Genomic DNA, 17,952 nt, shown 5'->3' on the forward strand with positions numbered 1-17,952 from the left:
GCTTTACTTTTTAGGTTGGGCGTCGATACACTGGCCGTTAATATCTTTACCTTCAGCAGCCATTAAATACACATACAATGGCATGATATCTTTTGGCGTTTTCAGTAAATCAGTATCTTCTGCAGGAAAAGCTTTTGCACGCATACCTGTGCGAGTACCACTAGGGTTAATCGCGTTGACGCGGATGTGGGTATTACTGAGTTCATCGGCTAATACTTGCATCATGCCTTCGGTGGCAAATTTCGAGATAGCGTATGTGCCCCAGAATGCACGGCCACTATGCCCCACGGTTGATGAAGTAAAAATAATACGAGCATCTTCAGATTTATGCAGCAGTGGCAGTACGGCTTGAGTGAGTAAAAACTGAGCTTTGACATTCACTTGCATCACGTCATCGTATGAGTCTTCGCCAATTTGATCAAATGGGCTTATTACGCCCAGCATACCAGCATTGTGTAGTACGCCATCTAAACGACCAAATTGTTCCTCAATCGTATCAACCATATCAAGGTAGTGCTGCTTTGTGGCACCTTTCATATCTAGTGGAACAATAGCTGGTAGTGGGTAACCAGCGGCTTCGATTTCATCGTAAGTCTGTTCCAATTTCTTTACTGTGCGGCCCAATAAAATAACGGTCGCGCCGTGTGCGGCATAGCTAATGGCGGCTTGTTTGCCAATGCCATCACCAGAACCAGTAATTAGAATGACTTTATCCTTGAGGGCATCTGCAGAAACTGAATAATCCACGTTGTGCTTCCTTATTCTTATGATTTACTTTAAGTCTTTGTGACAAGGTGGGTACAATACACCAATTCGCACATTAAGAGGATTATGACTGTGGAATTTTTGTTGGACTACGGCCTGTTTTTGGCCAAGATTGCGACTGTCGTCGTCGCTCTCGTTGTATTGTTAGTCATTGTGAAATCCGTGGGTGGAAAAAACAGTGCGATAAAAGGTGAATTGGAAGTGGTGAATTTGACTGATCGCCATAAAGATATCGTCGAACAGCTTGAGCACCATTTACATGATGATGCATTTATAAAAGCACGAGATAAAGCTGAGAAAAAAAGCGAGAAAGAGAAAACAAAAGCGCGTGATAAGGCGATCAAACAGGCGGCAAAAGATGGCGAGCTAGATACTAAACGCGAACCGCATCTCTTCGTATTAGATTTTAACGGCAGTATTGATGCCAAAGAAGTCGCCTCCTTACGTGAAGAAGTAACGGCCGTACTGGCTGTTGCTCGAGAAGGTGATGAAGTACTGCTACGCTTGGAAACGGGTGGTGGTATGGTTCATGGTTATGGTTTGGCTTCTTCGCAATTGGATCGCCTTAAAGCTGCTGGCTTACCATTGACGATTGCCGTTGACAAAGTGGCGGCCAGTGGCGGCTACATGATGGCGTGTATTGCTGATAAAATTGTGTCAGCACCGTTTGCTATTGTGGGTTCTATCGGTGTGATTGCGCAGCTACCAAACTTTAACAAACTGCTTAAAAAGCATGACATCGAGTATGAGCAGTTAACTGCAGGTGAATACAAACGTACCTTGACCATGTTTGGCGAAAATAGCGATAAAGCGCGCGAAAAGTTCAAGCAAGAACTGGAAGAAACGCATGAACTGTTTAAGGACTTTATTCGTGAGCATCGCCCAGCGCTTGATCTTGAAAAAGTGGCGACAGGTGAGCACTGGTTTGGTACGCAAGCGAAAGCGTTAGGTTTGGTCGATGAAATTAAAACCTCTGATGATTTAGTGGTTGAAGCGTGCAAAGACAAAACGGTATTGGCTATTCATTACGTGCAAAAGAAAAAACTGGCCGATAAATTGGCCGGTGTGGCAGGTGAAGCCGCTGATAACGTGTTGATGAAGCTAATTAGCCGTGGCCAACGTCCGATAGTTTAATCTGCGCTGTTTTTTTGGTTGAAGTGCGTTGCATTTCAATTGAAAGAGAATAAGCAAAAGAATCATTAAGCGGGGAAGCGTGTTATTTCTCCGCTTTTTTTGACCTTAACCATTCACACAGCCCGATGATAAATCCTGCCAGCATACCTGCTAAGTGTGCTTCAATGGCCACGCGCGCATTGATCAGTTCACTGGTACTGACTGAGGCTCCAAACACTTGTTCCCAGACGACTTTAACGATAACACCTACCACTAAAAGCCAACTGCTACGCCGTCCTTGTAACGCTTCTTGTAGAGCCAAATAGGCAAACACCCCGTGTAGAGCACCAGACAAACCGACGTAAATCTGCATACTACTAAAAAAAAGGCTAACGCCAACCGTAAAGCTGGTCATAAGAAGGCTAAGTAGCAATCTTTTATTGCTAGGTTGAAACACAAAATGGATGACCCACAGTCCAGCGAGGTTCATGCCAAGATGTGCAAAGTTGGTATGAGTAAAATTTCCTGTTAGGATTCGCCACCATTGACCCGTTTTGATTGCGGATAAGTTCCATTCGCTGAATGTAGCAAGGGGTTCAAATTGCAAAACGAAGCAAATCAAACTGATGGTCATTAGCGTTAAATAGCTTTTTTTTATGATACTCATTTTTAGAAAATTCAGGCGGAAGTGGTTCACGTTATGTCTCGTTATTGTTCTCAATGTGGTAAATCGCTTAAGGCGTGTATTTGTGCATCTATTGTACCGCTTGCATCGTCGGTAGAGCTTATCATCCTTCAACATCCGACAGAAGAACATCGCCCGATGGGAACTGCGCGTATTTTGGATTTATCTTTGGCGAACAGTATGCGTTTGGTAGGAGAAGATTTCAGCCAACATGCGCAGCTCAATGCGCTACTTTCTGAGCCTGATGTCGCTCACTATGTGCTGTATCCCAGTGATGTTTCTCGCTGTGCATCTGAGCTGTCGACGTTATCTCCAGCCAAAAAAATTCGTATCATTTTACTCGATGGTACATGGAAGAAAGCATATAAAATGTGGCAACTTTCCGGCAACTTGCACGCGTTGCCAAGTGTACATTTACCTAAAGACCTCGTCGGTAATTACCGTATTCGTAAAGCGCCGAGTGAAAACAGTTTATCGACGGTTGAAGCGGGATATCATATTTTATCGCTGCTTGAGCCAACGCGAAATTTTCAACCACTAATGACAGCTTTTGAACAGATGATAGAGTTTCAAATTGCCCAGATGCCCCCGGGCGTATTTGAGCGTAACTATTTGTCCAAATAAATAGTCTTTGCGCGGCACATCAGCAGTGGTGATGCGCTGAGAACAATTGTTGATGCATTCTTTGTGCATAGCCATCGGTCATGGCAGAAATGTAATCGCATATCACCCGCATTCCATCTCCAGAGCCATCTTCTGCTTGTTGCCATTTACCGCGAGTTGTTTCTGGCAGTAGCCGTTCAGGGTCAGCACTGAGCGCCTCGAATAGATCCATGATGATCTGTTGTCCTTTGTATTCCACACGTTGAACTTGTGGAATTTGAATGACGTATTGGCTAACGAAATTCTTCAAAACTTCAAGCGCATTAGCCATATTGGGTTCGAGAAAGGCATTAAAAGCGAGGAGTTCATTGTGAAACGGAGCGTCCACTGGTTTAACATTAATGCTAGTGAGTAAAGCGTTGACCATGCCACCGATAGCATCTTTGCGGCGATAGTGTTTGCCAGCAAATAACATTTCACTGATTGAAGCAATGTGTTCTTCAAACCAAGCATCGCCACATTCGGCTAATTGAGAGGCTGCCGCCTCTTGCCACTGCTGGCGTGTGACCATGCCAAGTACGATAGCATCTTCCAAGTCATGCACCCCATAGGCAATGTCATCCGCTAGCTCCATTATGGAGCAATCGAGTGATTTAAAGCGCGTCTTTTTGTGCTGATAAGGCGTTGCTGGTAGGTCACGCATTTGGCTTAATAAGTCTTTATCTTGTGCTGATAACGGTTCAAAAACCCAAGTCAAAATCGATTGGTCGCAATCATAAATACCCTTGGCAGGAGACCAATCTTTTGCTTTGAGTTGACGTTGATGTGAGACCGCCTCGGGAAGTTTTTCAGCTCGAGTTTGGCTAAGTAAAGCGGGATATTTTAGTAGTCCTAACGCCGTTCGCCGAGAAAGATTCATGCCATGGTGTTCGGTGTAGGGTTCAAGGCTTGTCACAATGCGAAAGGTTTGGGCATTGCCTTCAAAACCGCCATGTTCACGCATCATGTAGTTCAAAGCGACTTCGCCTCCGTGCCCGTAAGGGGGGTGGCCAATATCATGCGCCAAGCACAATGAGTCGATTAAACTATCTGAAGGCAATAGATCGCGAAATTCTGGTTGTTTTAGCTTTATCTGAGCAACAATACCAGTACCTAATTGAGCCGCTTCCAGTGAATGTGTTAAACGAGTGCGGTGGAAATCATTAAGGCTGGTACCGTGTACCTGAGTTTTTGCTTGCAAGCGGCGAAAGGCAGCTGAGTGCAGAATACGCGCGCGATCACGTTGGTATGGGCTGCGGTGATCATCTCGACGAATTTTATGCTCATCATCTTTGCGCTCAAGCCATTTAGGGCTAATGGAAATTTCCATACCATCTCCTGCAATACATTGCTAACTTTTAAATACTTAACTGGTAACTTATCGCTAATTAGCTGATTTCGTCTAGCGTTAATTCAAAACTTGGGGCAAAGGTATTCAGGAAATACTCCATTTCAGGTGTGCGCCGCTCTTTAAGTGTAATATCAAGGCGCTTTTTCGCGAGAGCATACTCGTGGTTTCCAGCACTCAGCTCTTCTAAGCACTTGAGATAGGCGCAGATAGAGTCAGCTTGTTTCACTATAGCGGCATCTTCAGGATGTGCTGCTTGCGTCACCAGATAGGGTGCGAAGTCTTCTTGCAGTTCCTCAGGAAGCATAGAAAGCAGTTTTTGCTCAGCAGCTGCTTCAATCTTTTTATACTCTTTGGCTATATCTGGGTTGTAGTATTTGACTGGTGTTGGTAAATCGCCAGTTAATACTTCGCTGGTATCATGATACATCCCCAAAATTGCAATCCGTTCAGGGTTCACCTTTCCACCGAATTTTTTGTTTTTGATCACCGCTAATGCGTGAGCGACAAAAGCAACTTGTAGGCTATGTTCTGAAATATTTTCACTGGAAACCGAACGCATTAAAGGCCAACGTTGAATTAGCTGCATTCGAGCGAGATGGGCAAAAAAATGACTCTCTTTCATCGCAATAAACATCCTTGCTTTGAGTGGAAAAGAAAACGGGCGCTCTTTCCGTTTAGGAAAGTGCGCCCGTTTAGCATATGAAACTTTACGTTAAAATTCTACTGGCTGTAGGTTGATAAGAAACGTTCAAACCGACCAATAGCAATTTCTAAATCTTCAATGTGTGGCAATGTTACGATACGGAAATGGTCCGGTTTTGGCCAGTTAAAGCCCGTGCCTTGCACAAGCAGAACCTTTTCCTGTTTTAGAAAATCGAGGACCATTTTTTGGTCATCTTTAATGCTGTACATCTTGGTGTCGATTTTCGGGAACAGATACATTGCTCCTTTCGGTTTCACGCAGGAAACGCCAGGGATTTGGTTGATCAATTCCCAAGCCCGATCACGCTGTTCGAGCAAGCGTCCACCCGGTAAAATCAACTCATTGATACTTTGATAGCCACCTAGTGCCGTTTGGATGGCATGTTGCATCGGCACGTTGGCGCACAAGCGCATTGACGCAAGCATTTCCAAGCCAGCTACATAGCCTTTAGCGATATGTTTTGGTCCGGTGATGAACATCCATCCACCGCGGAAACCACATACTCGATAAGCTTTCGATAGACCATTAAAGGTGAGCATTAAGACATCATCAGCCAGTGTCGAAATCGGCGTGTGAGTCGCACCGTCATAGAGAATTTTATCGTAGATTTCATCAGCGAAGATAATCAGCTTATGTTTACGAGCAATTTCGATAATTTCTAGTAAAAAGTCGCGGCTATAAACTGCACCAGTTGGGTTGTTCGGGTTGATCAACACAATGCCACGCGTTTTAGGCGTGATTTTGTTTTTGATGTCGTCAAGGTCAGGATACCAATCGGCTTCTTCATCACATAGGTAATGTACCGCTTTACCACCAGAAAGTGCGACAGAAGCCGTCCATAGTGGGTAATCAGGTGCTGGAACCAGCATTTCATCGCCATTATTGAGCAAGGCTTGCATTGCCATCACGATAAGTTCAGAGGCGCCATTACCAATATAAACGTCTTCGACATCTAAGCTGCGTAAGCCTTTTTTCTGGTAATGTTGCACTACGGCTTTACGTGCCGAATAGATACCTTTCGAGTCACAATAACCTTGAGATGTTGGTAGGTTACGGATCACATCAACAAGGATTTCGTCTGGGGCGTCAAAGCCAAATGGGGCGGGGTTACCGATATTTAGCTTCAGTATTTTATGCCCCTCTTCTTCCATGCGCTTAGCATGTTTGAGTACAGGTCCCCTAATGTCGTAGCAGACATTATCGAGTTTTGACGACATCCCGATATTTTGCATTGTGTGATTCCTGAAAATTAAATGATTTCTTTATTAAAATACACCAAATTGATTTTTGATAGAATAAAAATCTACAATAGGGTGCTTTTTCGGAAGTGATAGCCTAGCTCTTTATCACAGGAATTTGCAAAAGATGGGAGGCAACCTTGATTTACGTTGCCTGTCTAAATAGAGTAGCCATCAGTAAAGCCCGTCTCTCAATATTTACGAGGTCGATTTGTCGCATTTTCATCAAGCCATTGCTCTGTTGATAGAGCAAATAAACGACGCGAAGGATGATGACGTTCGTTTTGTACAAAATTTGCAAGAAGCTCCACTTTTCGCGTCTATTGATTGGCTTGAAGCCCAACCAATTTTCCCTAAGTTTTACTGGCAATCACGTGACACGCGTGAAGAAGTGGTCGCATTAGGTCAGTTGTATACGTTCTCTGAACCAGAACCTGCTTATACTATTTTAGGTGCTGAGCAACGTGTCTGGGGTGGTCGTTCGTTTGATGGTAATACCGATAAAAACAGGCGTTGCATGTCGTCATTCTTTTTTCTGCCACAAATTGAATTGATTCGGTTTGATGAACAATGGTCAATTGCTGTTAACGTGACCGCAGAACGCCACCGTACTTTAGCGGCGCTGAATAAACTACAAATGGATGTAAGCACATTACGTTCAATCTCTTCACATATTGAATGCATAAAGCATGAGCCAAATGAGAATCAATGGCAGCAGCTTGTCGATCAGGTACTTGATGGGATTGAGGCAAATGCATTTAAGAAAGTGGTGCTAGCAAGAAAAACAACACTGAATTTAGATTCGCCACTCAGTGCTGCGCAATTGTTGAAAGCTAGCTCTACGCAAAACCATCACAGTTTTCATTTTTTGTTAGCACTGGACCAAAAACACAGCTTTATGGGCTCAACCCCTGAGCGTTTGTATGCGCGTCAAGGAAATGAGCTTTATACGGAAGCTCTGGCTGGAACCATTGGTCGTGGCATGAATGCGAGCCAAGATATGGAATTGGCAAATTGGCTCTCTCAAGATAGTAAAAATCTCAATGAGAACCAATATGTGGTGGATGATATTGTTGAGCGTTTAACGCCACATTCTGAATGTGTTGAGGTAGAACAGGAAGCGCGCTTAGTGCGGTTACGTAAAGTGCAGCATTTAAAACGTAGTATCCATGCTCAGCTTAAAAAAGGCATTAATGGTGTGCAACTGCTCAGTGCATTGCAACCTACGGCTGCGGTTGCAGGTTTACCGCGCAAAGAGGCGATGGATTTCATTCTCGCCCGTGAACCTTTTGCTCGTGGGTGGTATGCAGGTTCGGTAGGCTATATCAGCCATCAAAAAGCGGAGTTTTGTGTGGCCATTCGCAGTGCGTTATTAGTGGATAAACAAGTGCAGCTATTTGCTGGGGCTGGGATTGTCCCCGGTTCAGTAGCGGAATATGAATGGCAAGAACTAGATAAAAAGATGTCAACATTGTTGAGTTTGATTAGTGACCACTTGCCACTAGGAGTCGCATCATGAAACAAGATCAAGCAGTATTGAATCGAATTTGGAGCCAGACCCTTCTTGAAGAGCTGACACGCTTGGATGTTGAAGAGGTTTGTATTGCACCGGGTTCGCGCTCGACTCCTTTGACCCTTGAAGCGGATGCCAATCAAAAACTCACACTGCATACGCATTTTGATGAACGTGGTTTAGGCTTTTTAGCTTTGGGATTAGCCAAGGCAAGTCAAAAGCCAGTCGCGGTAATCGTGACCTCTGGCACCGCGGTGGCTAATCTGTTGCCAGCGATTGCTGAATCTAAACTCACCGGCGAAAAATTGGTGGTTTTAAGCGCAGATCGCCCACTTGAGTTAGTAGGGTGTGGTGCCAATCAAGCCATCAATCAAGTTGGCATCTATTCTTCACATGTGACTCAACCCCTTAACTTACCGAGCCCAAATACCGCAGTACCATTAACCTGGCTGCTTACTAGCCTTGATGAAATGATGGCAAACCAAGCTCGACAAGGTGGAACGGTACACATTAACTGCCCATTTCCCGAACCTTTATATTCGCAAGGGGATAAAACCCAGTTTGCTGGCTATCTAGCATCTATCGATTCATGGCAGTCAAGCTCTCAGCCATACAGTTCAAGCTTTGGGCAATGGTGCACTGAAAGCATGGATTGTGGTGAGCTATTTAATAAAAAAGGTTTAGTCATTATTGGTTCATTGAACCTAGCAAACGCAAAGAAAGCCAAGCAGTTTGCAAATAAACTCGGTTGGCCAGTATTGTGTGATCCACAATCTGGGGTGAACAGCGACTGGGCACATTTTGATTTATGGCTGCAAAATAGCGTAGCGAAAGAGCAGCTCAGCGAATGTGAGGTGATTGTTCAATTTGGATCTCGTTTAGTGTCGAAAAGGCTTCATCAATGGTTAAGTGAACAGGTTACGCAGCGCGCAGCGCAGTATATATATGTTTCATCTCAAGCTGAGCGTAATAACCCTTCCCACTTACCTCAATGGCACTTTGTTGCTGATATTGAACAGTGGGTCGAAACGCACATTAGCAAGTGGACGGCATTAGGTGCGACTCAGGCAGGTTGGGCTGACCAATTAAAAAGCAAAGCTAGCGAGCTTGAGCAACTGGCACAACTGCATTTGTGTGGTGATGAGTCATTAAGTGAAATTGCGGTTGCGTTGGATCTTGCTGAGCGTAGCCAAAATGCTGATCTTTTTCTTGGTAACAGCCTAATTGTGCGCCTAGTTGATATGTTTGCTACGCTCGACAATCGCCATGTCTATTCCAACCGAGGTGCTTCTGGCATTGATGGCTTAGTGGCAACCATGGCTGGTGTGCAACGCATTAACCAACAGCCGATGCTTATGCTTATCGGTGATACCGCCTTGTTATATGATCTCAACTCTCTTGCACTAGTCACTCATACTTGTGCGCCATTAGTGATTGTGGTCACCAATAACGATGGCGGGGCGATTTTTGATTTATTGCCAGTACCTGCCGCTCAAAAGTCAGCGCTTTATCAAATGCCTCATGGCTATCAGTTTAAGTTTGCGGCCAAGCAATTTGGTTTGTCCTATGTTCGTCCTCAAACATTCTCCGCGTATCAATCTGCCGTGAGTGAGCACTTACAGCAGGGACAAGGAACATTAATCGTTGAAGTGATCACACCTCCTGAGCAAGCTTCAACTCAACTTAAACAATTTACTCAGCAAATTGATGCCAGCTAGTCGACGTCAACAGCCAATAGCGATCAACAGCGAACCCGTGTTGGTGTTTGTTCATGGTTTATTGGGGTGTGGTGATGATTGGCTAGAGAGTATTCATTACCTCACAGACTATCGTTGTGTGACGATTGACCTACCTGGGCATGGCATAAGCCAATCAAGCCCAAGCGGTGGCTTTGAAGCTGACTGTAATCACATTTCTAATATCATTAATCGGCACATAGCGCCGAATACTCCTATTGTTCTGATCGGCTATTCTTTAGGCGGACGAATGGTGATGTATGGTGTTGCGATGCAATGTTTCAATACATTTAATATTCAAGGTGTCGTGATCGAAGGCGGTAATTTTGGTTTACAGAATGACGCACTCAGAAGTGAGCGACTTGTCAGTGACATGGCTTGGTCAGAACGCTTCAAAAGTGAGCCAATTGAACAAGTGTTGGGCGATTGGTATCAGCAAGCGGTATTTTCTTCATTAAATCATGAGCAAAGACAAACCTTAATCACAAAACGTAGTGCTAACCTTGGCGCTGCGGTTGCTCAGACGCTAGTTTCTACCTCGCTTGCCAAACAGCCTTATTTACTTGATAAGTTAAAGTCGTCACAGATACCAATGTGCTATGTCTGTGGCGACAACGACACCAAGTTTACCCGATTGGCAAAGCAAAGTGGCTTATTGTATTACCCTGTGTCAGACGCTGGGCATAATGTTCACCAAGAGCAGCCACAGGCTTTTGCTGAAATTATTCGAGAATTTATACGTCGATGCTAAATAAGCATCGAATTTAGAACAACAATGGAAAATCATCATGGCTAAAACTGTTGGTATTACTGAAGAAGAATTGTACGCGCCCGTTGTGTGGAATGACTGCGGCGCAGCATATGAAGATATTCACTATCACAAATCCCCAGATGGCATCGCAAAAATCACCATCGCTCGTCCACAAGTGCGCAATGCATTTCGCCCTCAAACTGTAAAAGAGATGATCAATGCGCTGGCGGACGCACGCTATGACGAACAAGTTGGTGTGATCATTCTTACTGGTTTGGGCGAAGATGCTTTCTGCTCTGGGGGAGATCAAAAAATTCGTGGTGATTACGGCGGCTACCGTGACGATTCAGGTACGCACCACCTTAATGTACTTGATTTCCAACGCCAAATTCGCACTTGTCCAAAACCTGTCATTGCTTCTGTTGCTGGGTGGGCAGTAGGTGGTGGTCATGTATTACACATGATGTGTGACTTAACCATCGCGGCTGAAAACGCACAGTTTGGTCAAACAGGTCCAAAAGTGGGGTCATTTGACGGCGGTTGGGGGGCTTCTTACATGGCCCGTATCGTTGGTCAGAAAAAAGCGCGTGAAATTTGGTTCTTATGCCGTTTTTATGACGCGAAAGAAGCGTTGGATATGGGCTTAGTGAATACCGTCGTTGCGGTTGATGAGCTAGAAAAAGAGACGGTACGTTGGTGTCGTGAAGTTCTCCAGCATAGCCCTATGGCGCTGCGCTGTCTGAAAGCAGCATTAAATGCTGACTGTGATGGTCAAGCCGGTCTACAAGAACTGGCGGGTAACGCAACCATGATGTTCTATATGACAGAAGAAGGCCAAGAAGGTCGTAATGCGTTTAATGAAAAAAGACGCCCAGAGTTTAATAAATTTCCTCGCAACCCTTAATTGAATCTCATCAGTCGTTTCTGGTTATATTGGAGGTGCTTATTGGTAGTACTAAGCATCTCTTATCGCCTTTGATGGCTGTTTTTATTCACGGTACATTGATATACCCAAACAACTTCAAGTAGGAAAAGTATAGCTAGAGAAGATTTATTACTCTCTAGAGAACGTCATTAAGAAAGAGATGAAATTTATGCGCAGTGCCAAACTATATCGTTACTGTCTACCGATGGATAGCGGCGTAATTCTTCGTGATCAAAAGCTGGTGGAGCGCGAAGGCTTCATAATTGAGTTGTGCGAAGGCGAAAATAAAGGCTTAGGTGAAGTTGCACCGCTGATCGGTTTTAGTGTGGAGTCAGCCGAAGAAGCACAACAGCAAGCCGCGCAACAACTTGAGCTTTGGGTTGGTGGTGAGCAAATTGCCTATGATGATCTTTTCCCTTCGGTTGCCTTTGGCCTCTCGATGGCAGAGCTTGAGCTGAATGGTGAATTGCCACCAATGGGTAACTATCACGCAGCACCGTTATGCACTGGTGACCCTGATGAGTTGATCCCATTATTAAATGCCATGCCGGGTAAGAAAGTGGCGAAAGTAAAAGTGGGTCTTTATGAGGCGATCCGTGATGGGATGCTAGTGAACCTATTTTTAGAATCGATGCCTGATTTACAACTTCGTCTGGATGCGAATCGCGCTTGGACGCCAGCTAAAGCGGAACAGTTTGCCAAGTATGTTTCTCCTTCGGTACGTCAACGCATTGCTTTTTTAGAAGAGCCATGTCAGTCGCCAAGTCACAGTCTCGCGTTTGCGATCAATAGTGGTATCGCCATTGCATGGGACGAAACACTACAACATGCCGTGCGTCGAGATGATTTTCGTTTAGAAGATTTAACGGGTGCAAAAGCCATTGTGATTAAACCGACATTGATTGGTTCTGTTGCGCGTTGCGTGGCCTTGATTGAAAAAGCCAAAGCGATGGGCATTCAGGCGGTGATAAGTTCAAGCATTGAATCCAGTTTGGGACTGTGCCAATTAGCCCGTTTGGCACAGTGGCAATTGCCTGACGAAGTGCCAGGGCTAGACACCATTGGTTTATTTAAAGCCCAATTAGAAGTGAGTTGGCCGGGGTGCGATTTACCACTGCAATCTTTGACTGACCAGTGCATTGTTTGGCAGTCATAATGCGACAAGCTCGGCACACATTCTCTTCTCTCCCTTGGGAGCAGAAAGCGCAACAGGCGGCCAATTCACTGGCTTTAATTACCCCATCAGGTGATTACACGTGGTCAGCGTTAACACAGTTAGTGAATAGCTATGCTGATGTGCTTAGGCAGCAAGGGCTTAAAGCCAATGACGTATTAACGTTGGTGGGTAAAAATAGCCCTGAATTGCTGTTTTTGTATTTGGCGAGCCTTAAACTTGGCGTGATCTGCGCGATAACCATGCCGCAGCCTTACGAACTGCTTCAAAAAAAGCTGAAGACCCTATATAAGCCCGATCAAAGCGCGTGGTTGTGGCTCGGGTGTGGTGCGGCGTTGAGCATTGCTGAAATCGCTGCATTAACACCAAAAACAGTGATCGTTAAGATTGATGATAGCCAGATACTAGCCAGTAGCACTCCCATTGCGGAAGGTTTTGATGCAAAGCAATTGAGCTCGATCGTGTTTACTTCCGGTTCAACGGGGGAGCCCAAAGCGGTCGTCCATACTTCTGCACAGCATTTTGCTTCTGCAACTGGGTTATTGGCGCACTTTTCCTATACAGAGCAGGATACATGGCTATTGAGTTTGCCTATGTATCATGTTTCTGGCTTGGCAATTATCTACCGCTGGCTTAGTGCTGGGGCGTGTTTAAAAGTTGGGTGTGGAGAATTGAGTCAAGATATCCAGCAAGTCACTCATGCTTCTTTGGTTGCTACGCAATTAAAACGTCTGCTTGAAAGCGGGAAGGCACTTACTTTAACTCATGTTTTGCTCGGTGGTAGTCATATTCCACATAGTCTTAGCCAACAAGCGGCACAACTTGGTATTGAAACTTGGTTAGGTTATGGCATGACCGAAGCTGCGTCGACAGTCACCGCCAAGCGGGTAGATACTCAAAATAGTGCGGGTTATTTATTACCGAATCGCCAGTTGAAAGTAGAGCAAAAGCGTATATGGATTGGTGGTGATACTCTGGCCAGTGGTTACTATCGCCAGGGGATTGTTATTCCTTTTGTCGATGCTATGGGGTGGTTTGACAGTAAAGATCTCGGCGAATGGTTAGGTGATGAACTGCGTATTATCGGACGAGCCGATAACCAATTTATTTCCGGCGGAGAGAATATTCACTGTGAAGAAATTGAAGCGGTGCTCAATCGCCACCCTGATATTGAACAAGCGATGGTTGTAGCGGTTAAAGATGCTGAATTCGGCTGCCGAGCGATTGCCGTGGTACGTGGGAATTTACCACTTAATCAGCAAGAAATAGAGCTGTGGTTGACGGGTAAATTAGATAAGTTTAAATGGCCAGTGGCTTATTTTTTGATGCCAGAAGCATTGACAGACTCAGGCATCAAAGTCTCTCGTAGTGCGCTTAAAGCGTGGTTGTCCAACCACCAACCCCAGTACCGAATCGCGGATTAACTCGCACTCACCTCACGAGTACAACACGCCTTAGTTATTAGATAGTCCAAAACTGAATTTCTCAAGCTTATAACTCAACCTCATAATGAAGTTATTAAAAAGCAGAGTTTGGAATAGCGAGAAATAATGAAAGGCGTATTTATCATCATCATCGCGCTACTTGTTGGAATATCGATAAGCAGTGAGGGCGTGATTCGCTCAGTTGCAGAGTTATTTGCTTTTGTTGCTATTGTCGCTTGGTTGTTTAAATATCGAATCGATAAGTCTCAGCAAGCCACTTTCAAAGCTGAAGATTTTTAGGCTTTTCCTTTCTCAATATCACCTGGTACATCGTTGTTCTATTTCCCCATTTCGGTATTAAGTGAACATTAACCACGCCAATGATGAAACTGAAATAGCAAACCATAGGGTGATGCCAAGAATCAGGGGTTTCGGTCCTGATGCTTTAATTTTTTCTACTGAAATACCACAACCAATCAAAAATAGACAAACGACGAGTGCTTTTTTCGCCACAGTAAAGATTGCGTTATATATCGCATCAAACTGCGGAAAAAAATCACTGACTAAAATTGCGATGCAATAAAAGACAATGAAGTAAGGGATAGTGACTTTCTTGGATTGGCTGCGAAAAATCATCGCACTGATTAAAGCAACAGGTACTATCCACAAGGCTCGCGCGAGTTTTAGTGTTGTCGCGGTTTTAAGTGCTTCTTCGCCATAAGCAGAAGCTGCACCGACAACAGAAGAGGTGTCATGGATAGCGATGGCTGCCCAAGTACCAAAAGTGTGTTGATCGAGCTGCAAAGCGTGGCCAATGAGTGGAAATATAAACAGAGCAACCGAGTTTAAGACAAAAACGGTGGCCAGCGCTAAACCGATTTCATCATCGTCAGCATTGATGGCTGGGGCGACCGCAGCAATGGCGCTACCACCACAAATTGCGGTGCCTGAAGCAATAAGATAGCCAGTTTTTCGTGCCAATCCTAGCCGTTTAGTTAATATCCAACCTATACATAACGTGGCTGTAATCGAAGCAATAATAAGTCCTATCCCATTGCTGGTCACCGTTAACGCTTCTTGCAAAGGTATACCAAACCCCAAGCCGACGATTGAATAGGCGAGCAATTTCTTAGTCATTTTGGCAATCGGTAGATTGCCTGGCACTAAACCTACACTCACCATAAAAAAGCCAATTACCAAAGCGGTAGGAGAGGTGATGTAAGGTGTTAAACAAGCAATAGTGGCCAGTAAAAATGCAATGTGCTTAAAAGAGATGTTCATCGTATTAATCGAAAGATAAGAAGAGTGTCATTGTATAGGATACACACGCGGTTGTAGTTTCGATGTTTTGAACTGGCGTTCAGTTTTATTGAACGCCAGTTCAAAATGATGGCAATGAGAGTAGAGTATTACGCAAAGACAAAGCGCAATTCGTAAGCGTGTTAACGCCAGTCTCCACGTAGTTGAATGACTTTTTCTTGCATCACTTGCGTTGTGGCTTGTAACGGAGCAACAGGTTCTCCGGCTTCTATTTCGAGACGAGACCAGAATCGAGTCGGTAAGCCACGACACGCTTGCCCTTTTACTCGGCTAAAGTAGCTGCCCCATAGCCCTTTTAAAGCCATCGGTATGACAGGGACGGGGCTGCGTTTTAAGATGATATCCATTCCGCGCATAAATTCATGGATTTTACCATCGGCAGTTAATTGTCCTTCAGGGAAAATACACACGATATGACCTTCGGCTAATGCTTGTTCTACCTCACTAAAAGCGCGACGAATAGAGCTTCTGTTACTTGCCGAAATAGGAATAACGCCAGCACGCTTTAGGAATCGGCGTAAAGTCGGCAAGTTTGCATAATCTTCTTCCATCACAAATCGGATTAATCGTGGGCATACGGCGCTGAGTAGTAATGCATCCATATAGCTGACATGGTTACATACGATCAATGCTCCGCCTTTTTCGGGGAGATGATGCAGGTTTTTATGGTTCACTCGGTACATAGTGTGAGTCAAAATCCACACCAAAAAACGAACTAAAAAAATGGGTACCTGTAAGCACAAATAGAGCGTAACGCATAGATTGAGTAACGCTAAAATAACAAACAATTGAGGGATGGATAGTTCCAGTATAGTTAAACAAACAATACCTAAAATGGCACTACCGACCATAAATAGTGAATTATAAATATTGAGTGCGGCAATCACTTGTGCTCGCTGTGTCACTTTAGCTTGTTGCTGCATTAAGGCGTATAAAGGCACAATAAAGATACCACCAGAGACACCAATCATCAGCAAATAGAAGAATAATGGCCACAGTGGTTGGTAGCTTAAAAAGCTATTAAAGTCGGTAAATATCGGCAAGTTATCAGGAACCGCTTGTGCCATCAAATAACCAAAAATAGTAATACCAAAACTACCAATAGGAATGATACCGACTTCGATGCGATGGTTAGAGAGCCTATCGCATGTCATTGAACCGGTGGCAATTCCAATCGAAAAGAGCGCCAGCAAAAAGGAGACAGCGCTTTCGTTACCATTTAAATAATGGTGAGTGAAATTAGGAAATTGAGTTAAATAGGCAGCGCCCAAAAACCAAAACCAGCTGATGGCCATTATCGATTGAAAAATTGTGCGATCACTTTTTGCTATGGCAATGGTTTGCTTGGTTTGTTTGATTGGCTGCCAACGAAACTTCAAATCAGGTGCGCAAGCAGGAGCATTAGGGATATGGCGACTGGCTAAGTAACCCACAATAGCGAACACGACAACCGCCGCAGCGGCAACGTATTTTGCATTTTCTGCTGACGCAATTAACCCAGCACCTAACGTACCTAATAAAATCGCCAGAAAAGTTCCCGTTTCTACCAACGCATTGCCAGGAACCAGCTCTTCAGATTTAAGCTGTTGAGGGAGTAACGCGTATTTGACTGGGCCAAAAAATGCCGATTGCGTGCCCATTAAAAAGAGTAACAACAGTAAAATAGAGTAACTTTCAGTAATAAAGCCTATTGCCCCAAGGCACATAATGCCAATTTCGGCCAGTTTGACTTTACGAATAAAGGCGGATTTCTCGTACTTGTCTGCAAGCACACCCGCAGAGGCTGAAAAGAGGAAGAAAGGCAGAATGAATAACCCAGCAGCGAGGTTTATAAAAAGGTTGCTTGATATAGGTAAAACATTTGCACCGGCAAAAGCGACGAAAAGCAGCAGTACATTTTTGAAAATATTATCGTTAAAAGCCCCAAAAAACTGGGTGATAAAGTAAGGTAGAAAACGTCGTTGAGTAAGCAGCGAGGGTTGATGCTGAGGCATTGCCATTCCTTATTTTTACCAGTTAGTGAGATAATTGGAGAGTAAGTTTTCGATCAGCTTCTTACCATCAATCGGTTCGGCTGCGAAAAACTTGTCATCTACACTTAATAAGGTAATACCATGCACGCCAGACCATAATACGCGACTTGCTTGCAAAATTTCTTGTTTGGTGCGCTGGGGTGCGATTATTTGTAACAAACCTTCAAGCATGGTTGTCATGGTATCTATACGCTCAGCTTGCCAGTCAGGTAGGGCTTCGCCATTCATATTGTGTTCGAAAATAAGCTGCCAACGATTAGGATGCTGCAAAGCAAAGTCATGATAGCAGTAGGCTAACAGATAGAGCGCTTGTCTTGGGTCATCACATTGATTGACGGCTTTTTTAGCTTGCGCTGATAATTCATCAAGCGTTTGTGCTACGGCATGCAAAAGCAGCAAATTGTAGTTACCAAACACATTGACTAACGTACTTGGTACATAGCCAATCATGGTGGCGATTTTGCGTAAACTTAACTCATGATAGGTATGGTCCTCAAGAAAGCGTTTTACTACCTTGAGTGTCAATTTAATCAGCTCTTCTCGGGTGTGATCGTTTCGTCTTGCCATGGTTATGTTTTA

17 protein-coding genes are annotated in these 17,952 nt (G+C 44.4%); 9 read left to right on the forward strand and 8 right to left on the reverse strand.

Features of this window, described 5'->3' with window-relative positions:
* Positions 1-3: 3 nt before the first annotated feature.
* The gene (locus EYW48_RS12790; protein ID WP_277432501.1) at positions 4-747 is read right to left on the reverse strand and encodes a YciK family oxidoreductase; all 744 of its coding nucleotides are present in this window, start codon (positions 745-747) and stop codon (positions 4-6) included.
* Positions 748-837: 90 nt separating this feature from the next.
* On the opposite strand from EYW48_RS12790, the gene sohB reads away from it, so the two are divergent.
* A complete protein-coding gene (gene sohB, locus EYW48_RS12795) occupies positions 838-1,899 on the forward strand; it encodes a protease SohB (protein ID WP_176245806.1) in 1,062 nt (353 codons plus the stop codon).
* Between the two features lie 82 nt (positions 1,900-1,981).
* Here sohB and rrtA read toward each other — a convergent pair whose 3' ends face one another.
* Entirely contained in the window at positions 1,982-2,575 is a 594-nt protein-coding gene (rrtA, locus tag EYW48_RS12800) for a rhombosortase (protein ID WP_277432502.1), read from the reverse strand.
* A gap of 3 nt (positions 2,576-2,578) precedes the next feature.
* Between rrtA and EYW48_RS12805 the strand changes: the two genes are divergently transcribed.
* Entirely contained in the window at positions 2,579-3,187 is a 609-nt protein-coding gene (locus tag EYW48_RS12805; RefSeq protein WP_176245808.1) for a DTW domain-containing protein, read from the forward strand.
* Between the two features lie 19 nt (positions 3,188-3,206).
* On the opposite strand, the gene EYW48_RS12810 is transcribed toward EYW48_RS12805, so the two are convergent.
* The 3 genes from EYW48_RS12810 to EYW48_RS12820 form a co-directional block, all read right to left on the reverse strand.
* Entirely contained in the window at positions 3,207-4,535 is a 1,329-nt protein-coding gene (locus EYW48_RS12810; protein ID WP_053311743.1) for an anti-phage deoxyguanosine triphosphatase, read from the reverse strand.
* A 58-nt stretch (positions 4,536-4,593) separates the two neighbouring features.
* On the reverse strand, positions 4,594-5,178 hold the full coding sequence (gene yfbR / locus EYW48_RS12815; RefSeq protein ID WP_247651901.1) for a 5'-deoxynucleotidase: 585 nt from the start codon (positions 5,176-5,178) through the stop codon (positions 4,594-4,596).
* 98 nt (positions 5,179-5,276) lie between these two features.
* Positions 5,277-6,491: a pyridoxal phosphate-dependent aminotransferase gene (locus tag EYW48_RS12820; RefSeq protein WP_261917544.1), complete on the reverse strand. Its 1,215-nt coding sequence runs from the start codon at positions 6,489-6,491 to the stop codon at positions 5,277-5,279.
* Positions 6,492-6,708: 217 nt separating this feature from the next.
* On the opposite strand from EYW48_RS12820, the gene EYW48_RS12825 reads away from it, so the two are divergent.
* The 7 genes from EYW48_RS12825 to EYW48_RS12855 all read left to right on the forward strand — a co-directional run bounded on the left by EYW48_RS12825 (position 6,709) and on the right by EYW48_RS12855 (position 14,320).
* A complete protein-coding gene (locus EYW48_RS12825; protein WP_277432503.1) occupies positions 6,709-8,016 on the forward strand; it encodes an isochorismate synthase MenF in 1,308 nt (435 codons plus the stop codon).
* Complete coding sequence (menD, locus tag EYW48_RS12830) at positions 8,013-9,728, forward strand: 2-succinyl-5-enolpyruvyl-6-hydroxy-3-cyclohexene-1-carboxylic-acid synthase (protein WP_277432504.1); 1,716 nt, start codon at positions 8,013-8,015, stop codon at positions 9,726-9,728. Before EYW48_RS12825 ends, menD begins: the two co-directional genes overlap by 4 nt.
* Positions 9,718-10,497, forward strand: coding sequence for a 2-succinyl-6-hydroxy-2,4-cyclohexadiene-1-carboxylate synthase (gene menH / locus EYW48_RS12835; protein ID WP_277432505.1), 780 nt, complete (start codon positions 9,718-9,720; stop codon positions 10,495-10,497). The genes menD and menH overlap by 11 nt, the downstream gene beginning before the upstream one ends.
* Positions 10,498-10,534: 37 nt before the next feature.
* Positions 10,535-11,401: a 1,4-dihydroxy-2-naphthoyl-CoA synthase gene (gene menB, locus EYW48_RS12840; protein ID WP_053312178.1), complete on the forward strand. Its 867-nt coding sequence runs from the start codon at positions 10,535-10,537 to the stop codon at positions 11,399-11,401.
* 190 nt (positions 11,402-11,591) lie between these two features.
* Complete coding sequence (menC, locus tag EYW48_RS12845; RefSeq protein WP_053312177.1) at positions 11,592-12,578, forward strand: o-succinylbenzoate synthase; 987 nt, start codon at positions 11,592-11,594, stop codon at positions 12,576-12,578.
* Positions 12,578-14,020 (forward strand): o-succinylbenzoate--CoA ligase, encoded by a 1,443-nt coding sequence (gene menE / locus EYW48_RS12850; RefSeq protein WP_277432506.1) that lies wholly within the window; start codon positions 12,578-12,580, stop codon positions 14,018-14,020. The genes menC and menE overlap by 1 nt, the downstream gene beginning before the upstream one ends.
* Before the next feature lie 126 nt (positions 14,021-14,146).
* Entirely contained in the window at positions 14,147-14,320 is a 174-nt protein-coding gene (locus EYW48_RS12855) for a hypothetical protein (RefSeq protein ID WP_176312412.1), read from the forward strand.
* Between the two features lie 57 nt (positions 14,321-14,377).
* Here EYW48_RS12855 and EYW48_RS12860 read toward each other — a convergent pair whose 3' ends face one another.
* The 3 genes from EYW48_RS12860 to EYW48_RS12870 form a co-directional block, all read right to left on the reverse strand.
* The gene (locus EYW48_RS12860) at positions 14,378-15,301 is read right to left on the reverse strand and encodes a putative sulfate exporter family transporter (RefSeq protein ID WP_171981799.1); all 924 of its coding nucleotides are present in this window, start codon (positions 15,299-15,301) and stop codon (positions 14,378-14,380) included.
* Positions 15,302-15,462: 161 nt separating this feature from the next.
* On the reverse strand, positions 15,463-17,334 hold the full coding sequence (locus EYW48_RS12865; RefSeq protein ID WP_176245818.1) for an MFS transporter: 1,872 nt from the start codon (positions 17,332-17,334) through the stop codon (positions 15,463-15,465).
* A 15-nt stretch (positions 17,335-17,349) separates the two neighbouring features.
* Positions 17,350-17,940 (reverse strand): TetR-like C-terminal domain-containing protein, encoded by a 591-nt coding sequence (locus EYW48_RS12870; RefSeq protein ID WP_053312173.1) that lies wholly within the window; start codon positions 17,938-17,940, stop codon positions 17,350-17,352.
* Between the last annotated feature and the right edge of the window lie 12 nt (positions 17,941-17,952).

This window comes from Vibrio sp. 1180_3, from assembly GCF_029478545.1.
In the GTDB taxonomy this organism is placed as follows: domain Bacteria; phylum Pseudomonadota; class Gammaproteobacteria; order Enterobacterales; family Vibrionaceae; genus Vibrio; species Vibrio aestuarianus.

Coding starts and splice junctions, on each gene's coding strand:
- EYW48_RS12855 (WP_176312412.1), top strand. CDS start 14,147: ATGAAAGGCGTATTTATCATCATCATCGCGCTACTTGTTGGAATATCG.
- menE (WP_277432506.1), top strand. CDS start 12,578: ATGCGACAAGCTCGGCACACATTCTCTTCTCTCCCTTGGGAGCAGAAA.
- EYW48_RS12820 (WP_261917544.1), bottom strand. CDS start 6,491: ATGCAAAATATCGGGATGTCGTCAAAACTCGATAATGTCTGCTACGAC.
- yfbR (WP_247651901.1), bottom strand. CDS start 5,178: ATGAAAGAGAGTCATTTTTTTGCCCATCTCGCTCGAATGCAGCTAATT.
- EYW48_RS12810 (WP_053311743.1), bottom strand. CDS start 4,535: ATGGAAATTTCCATTAGCCCTAAATGGCTTGAGCGCAAAGATGATGAG.
- EYW48_RS12860 (WP_171981799.1), bottom strand. CDS start 15,301: ATGAACATCTCTTTTAAGCACATTGCATTTTTACTGGCCACTATTGCT.
- EYW48_RS12805 (WP_176245808.1), top strand. CDS start 2,579: ATGTCTCGTTATTGTTCTCAATGTGGTAAATCGCTTAAGGCGTGTATT.
- menD (WP_277432504.1), top strand. CDS start 8,013: ATGAAACAAGATCAAGCAGTATTGAATCGAATTTGGAGCCAGACCCTT.
- menC (WP_053312177.1), top strand. CDS start 11,592: ATGCGCAGTGCCAAACTATATCGTTACTGTCTACCGATGGATAGCGGC.
- EYW48_RS12865 (WP_176245818.1), bottom strand. CDS start 17,334: ATGCCTCAGCATCAACCCTCGCTGCTTACTCAACGACGTTTTCTACCT.
- EYW48_RS12870 (WP_053312173.1), bottom strand. CDS start 17,940: ATGGCAAGACGAAACGATCACACCCGAGAAGAGCTGATTAAATTGACA.
- menB (WP_053312178.1), top strand. CDS start 10,535: ATGGCTAAAACTGTTGGTATTACTGAAGAAGAATTGTACGCGCCCGTT.
- menH (WP_277432505.1), top strand. CDS start 9,718: ATGCCAGCTAGTCGACGTCAACAGCCAATAGCGATCAACAGCGAACCC.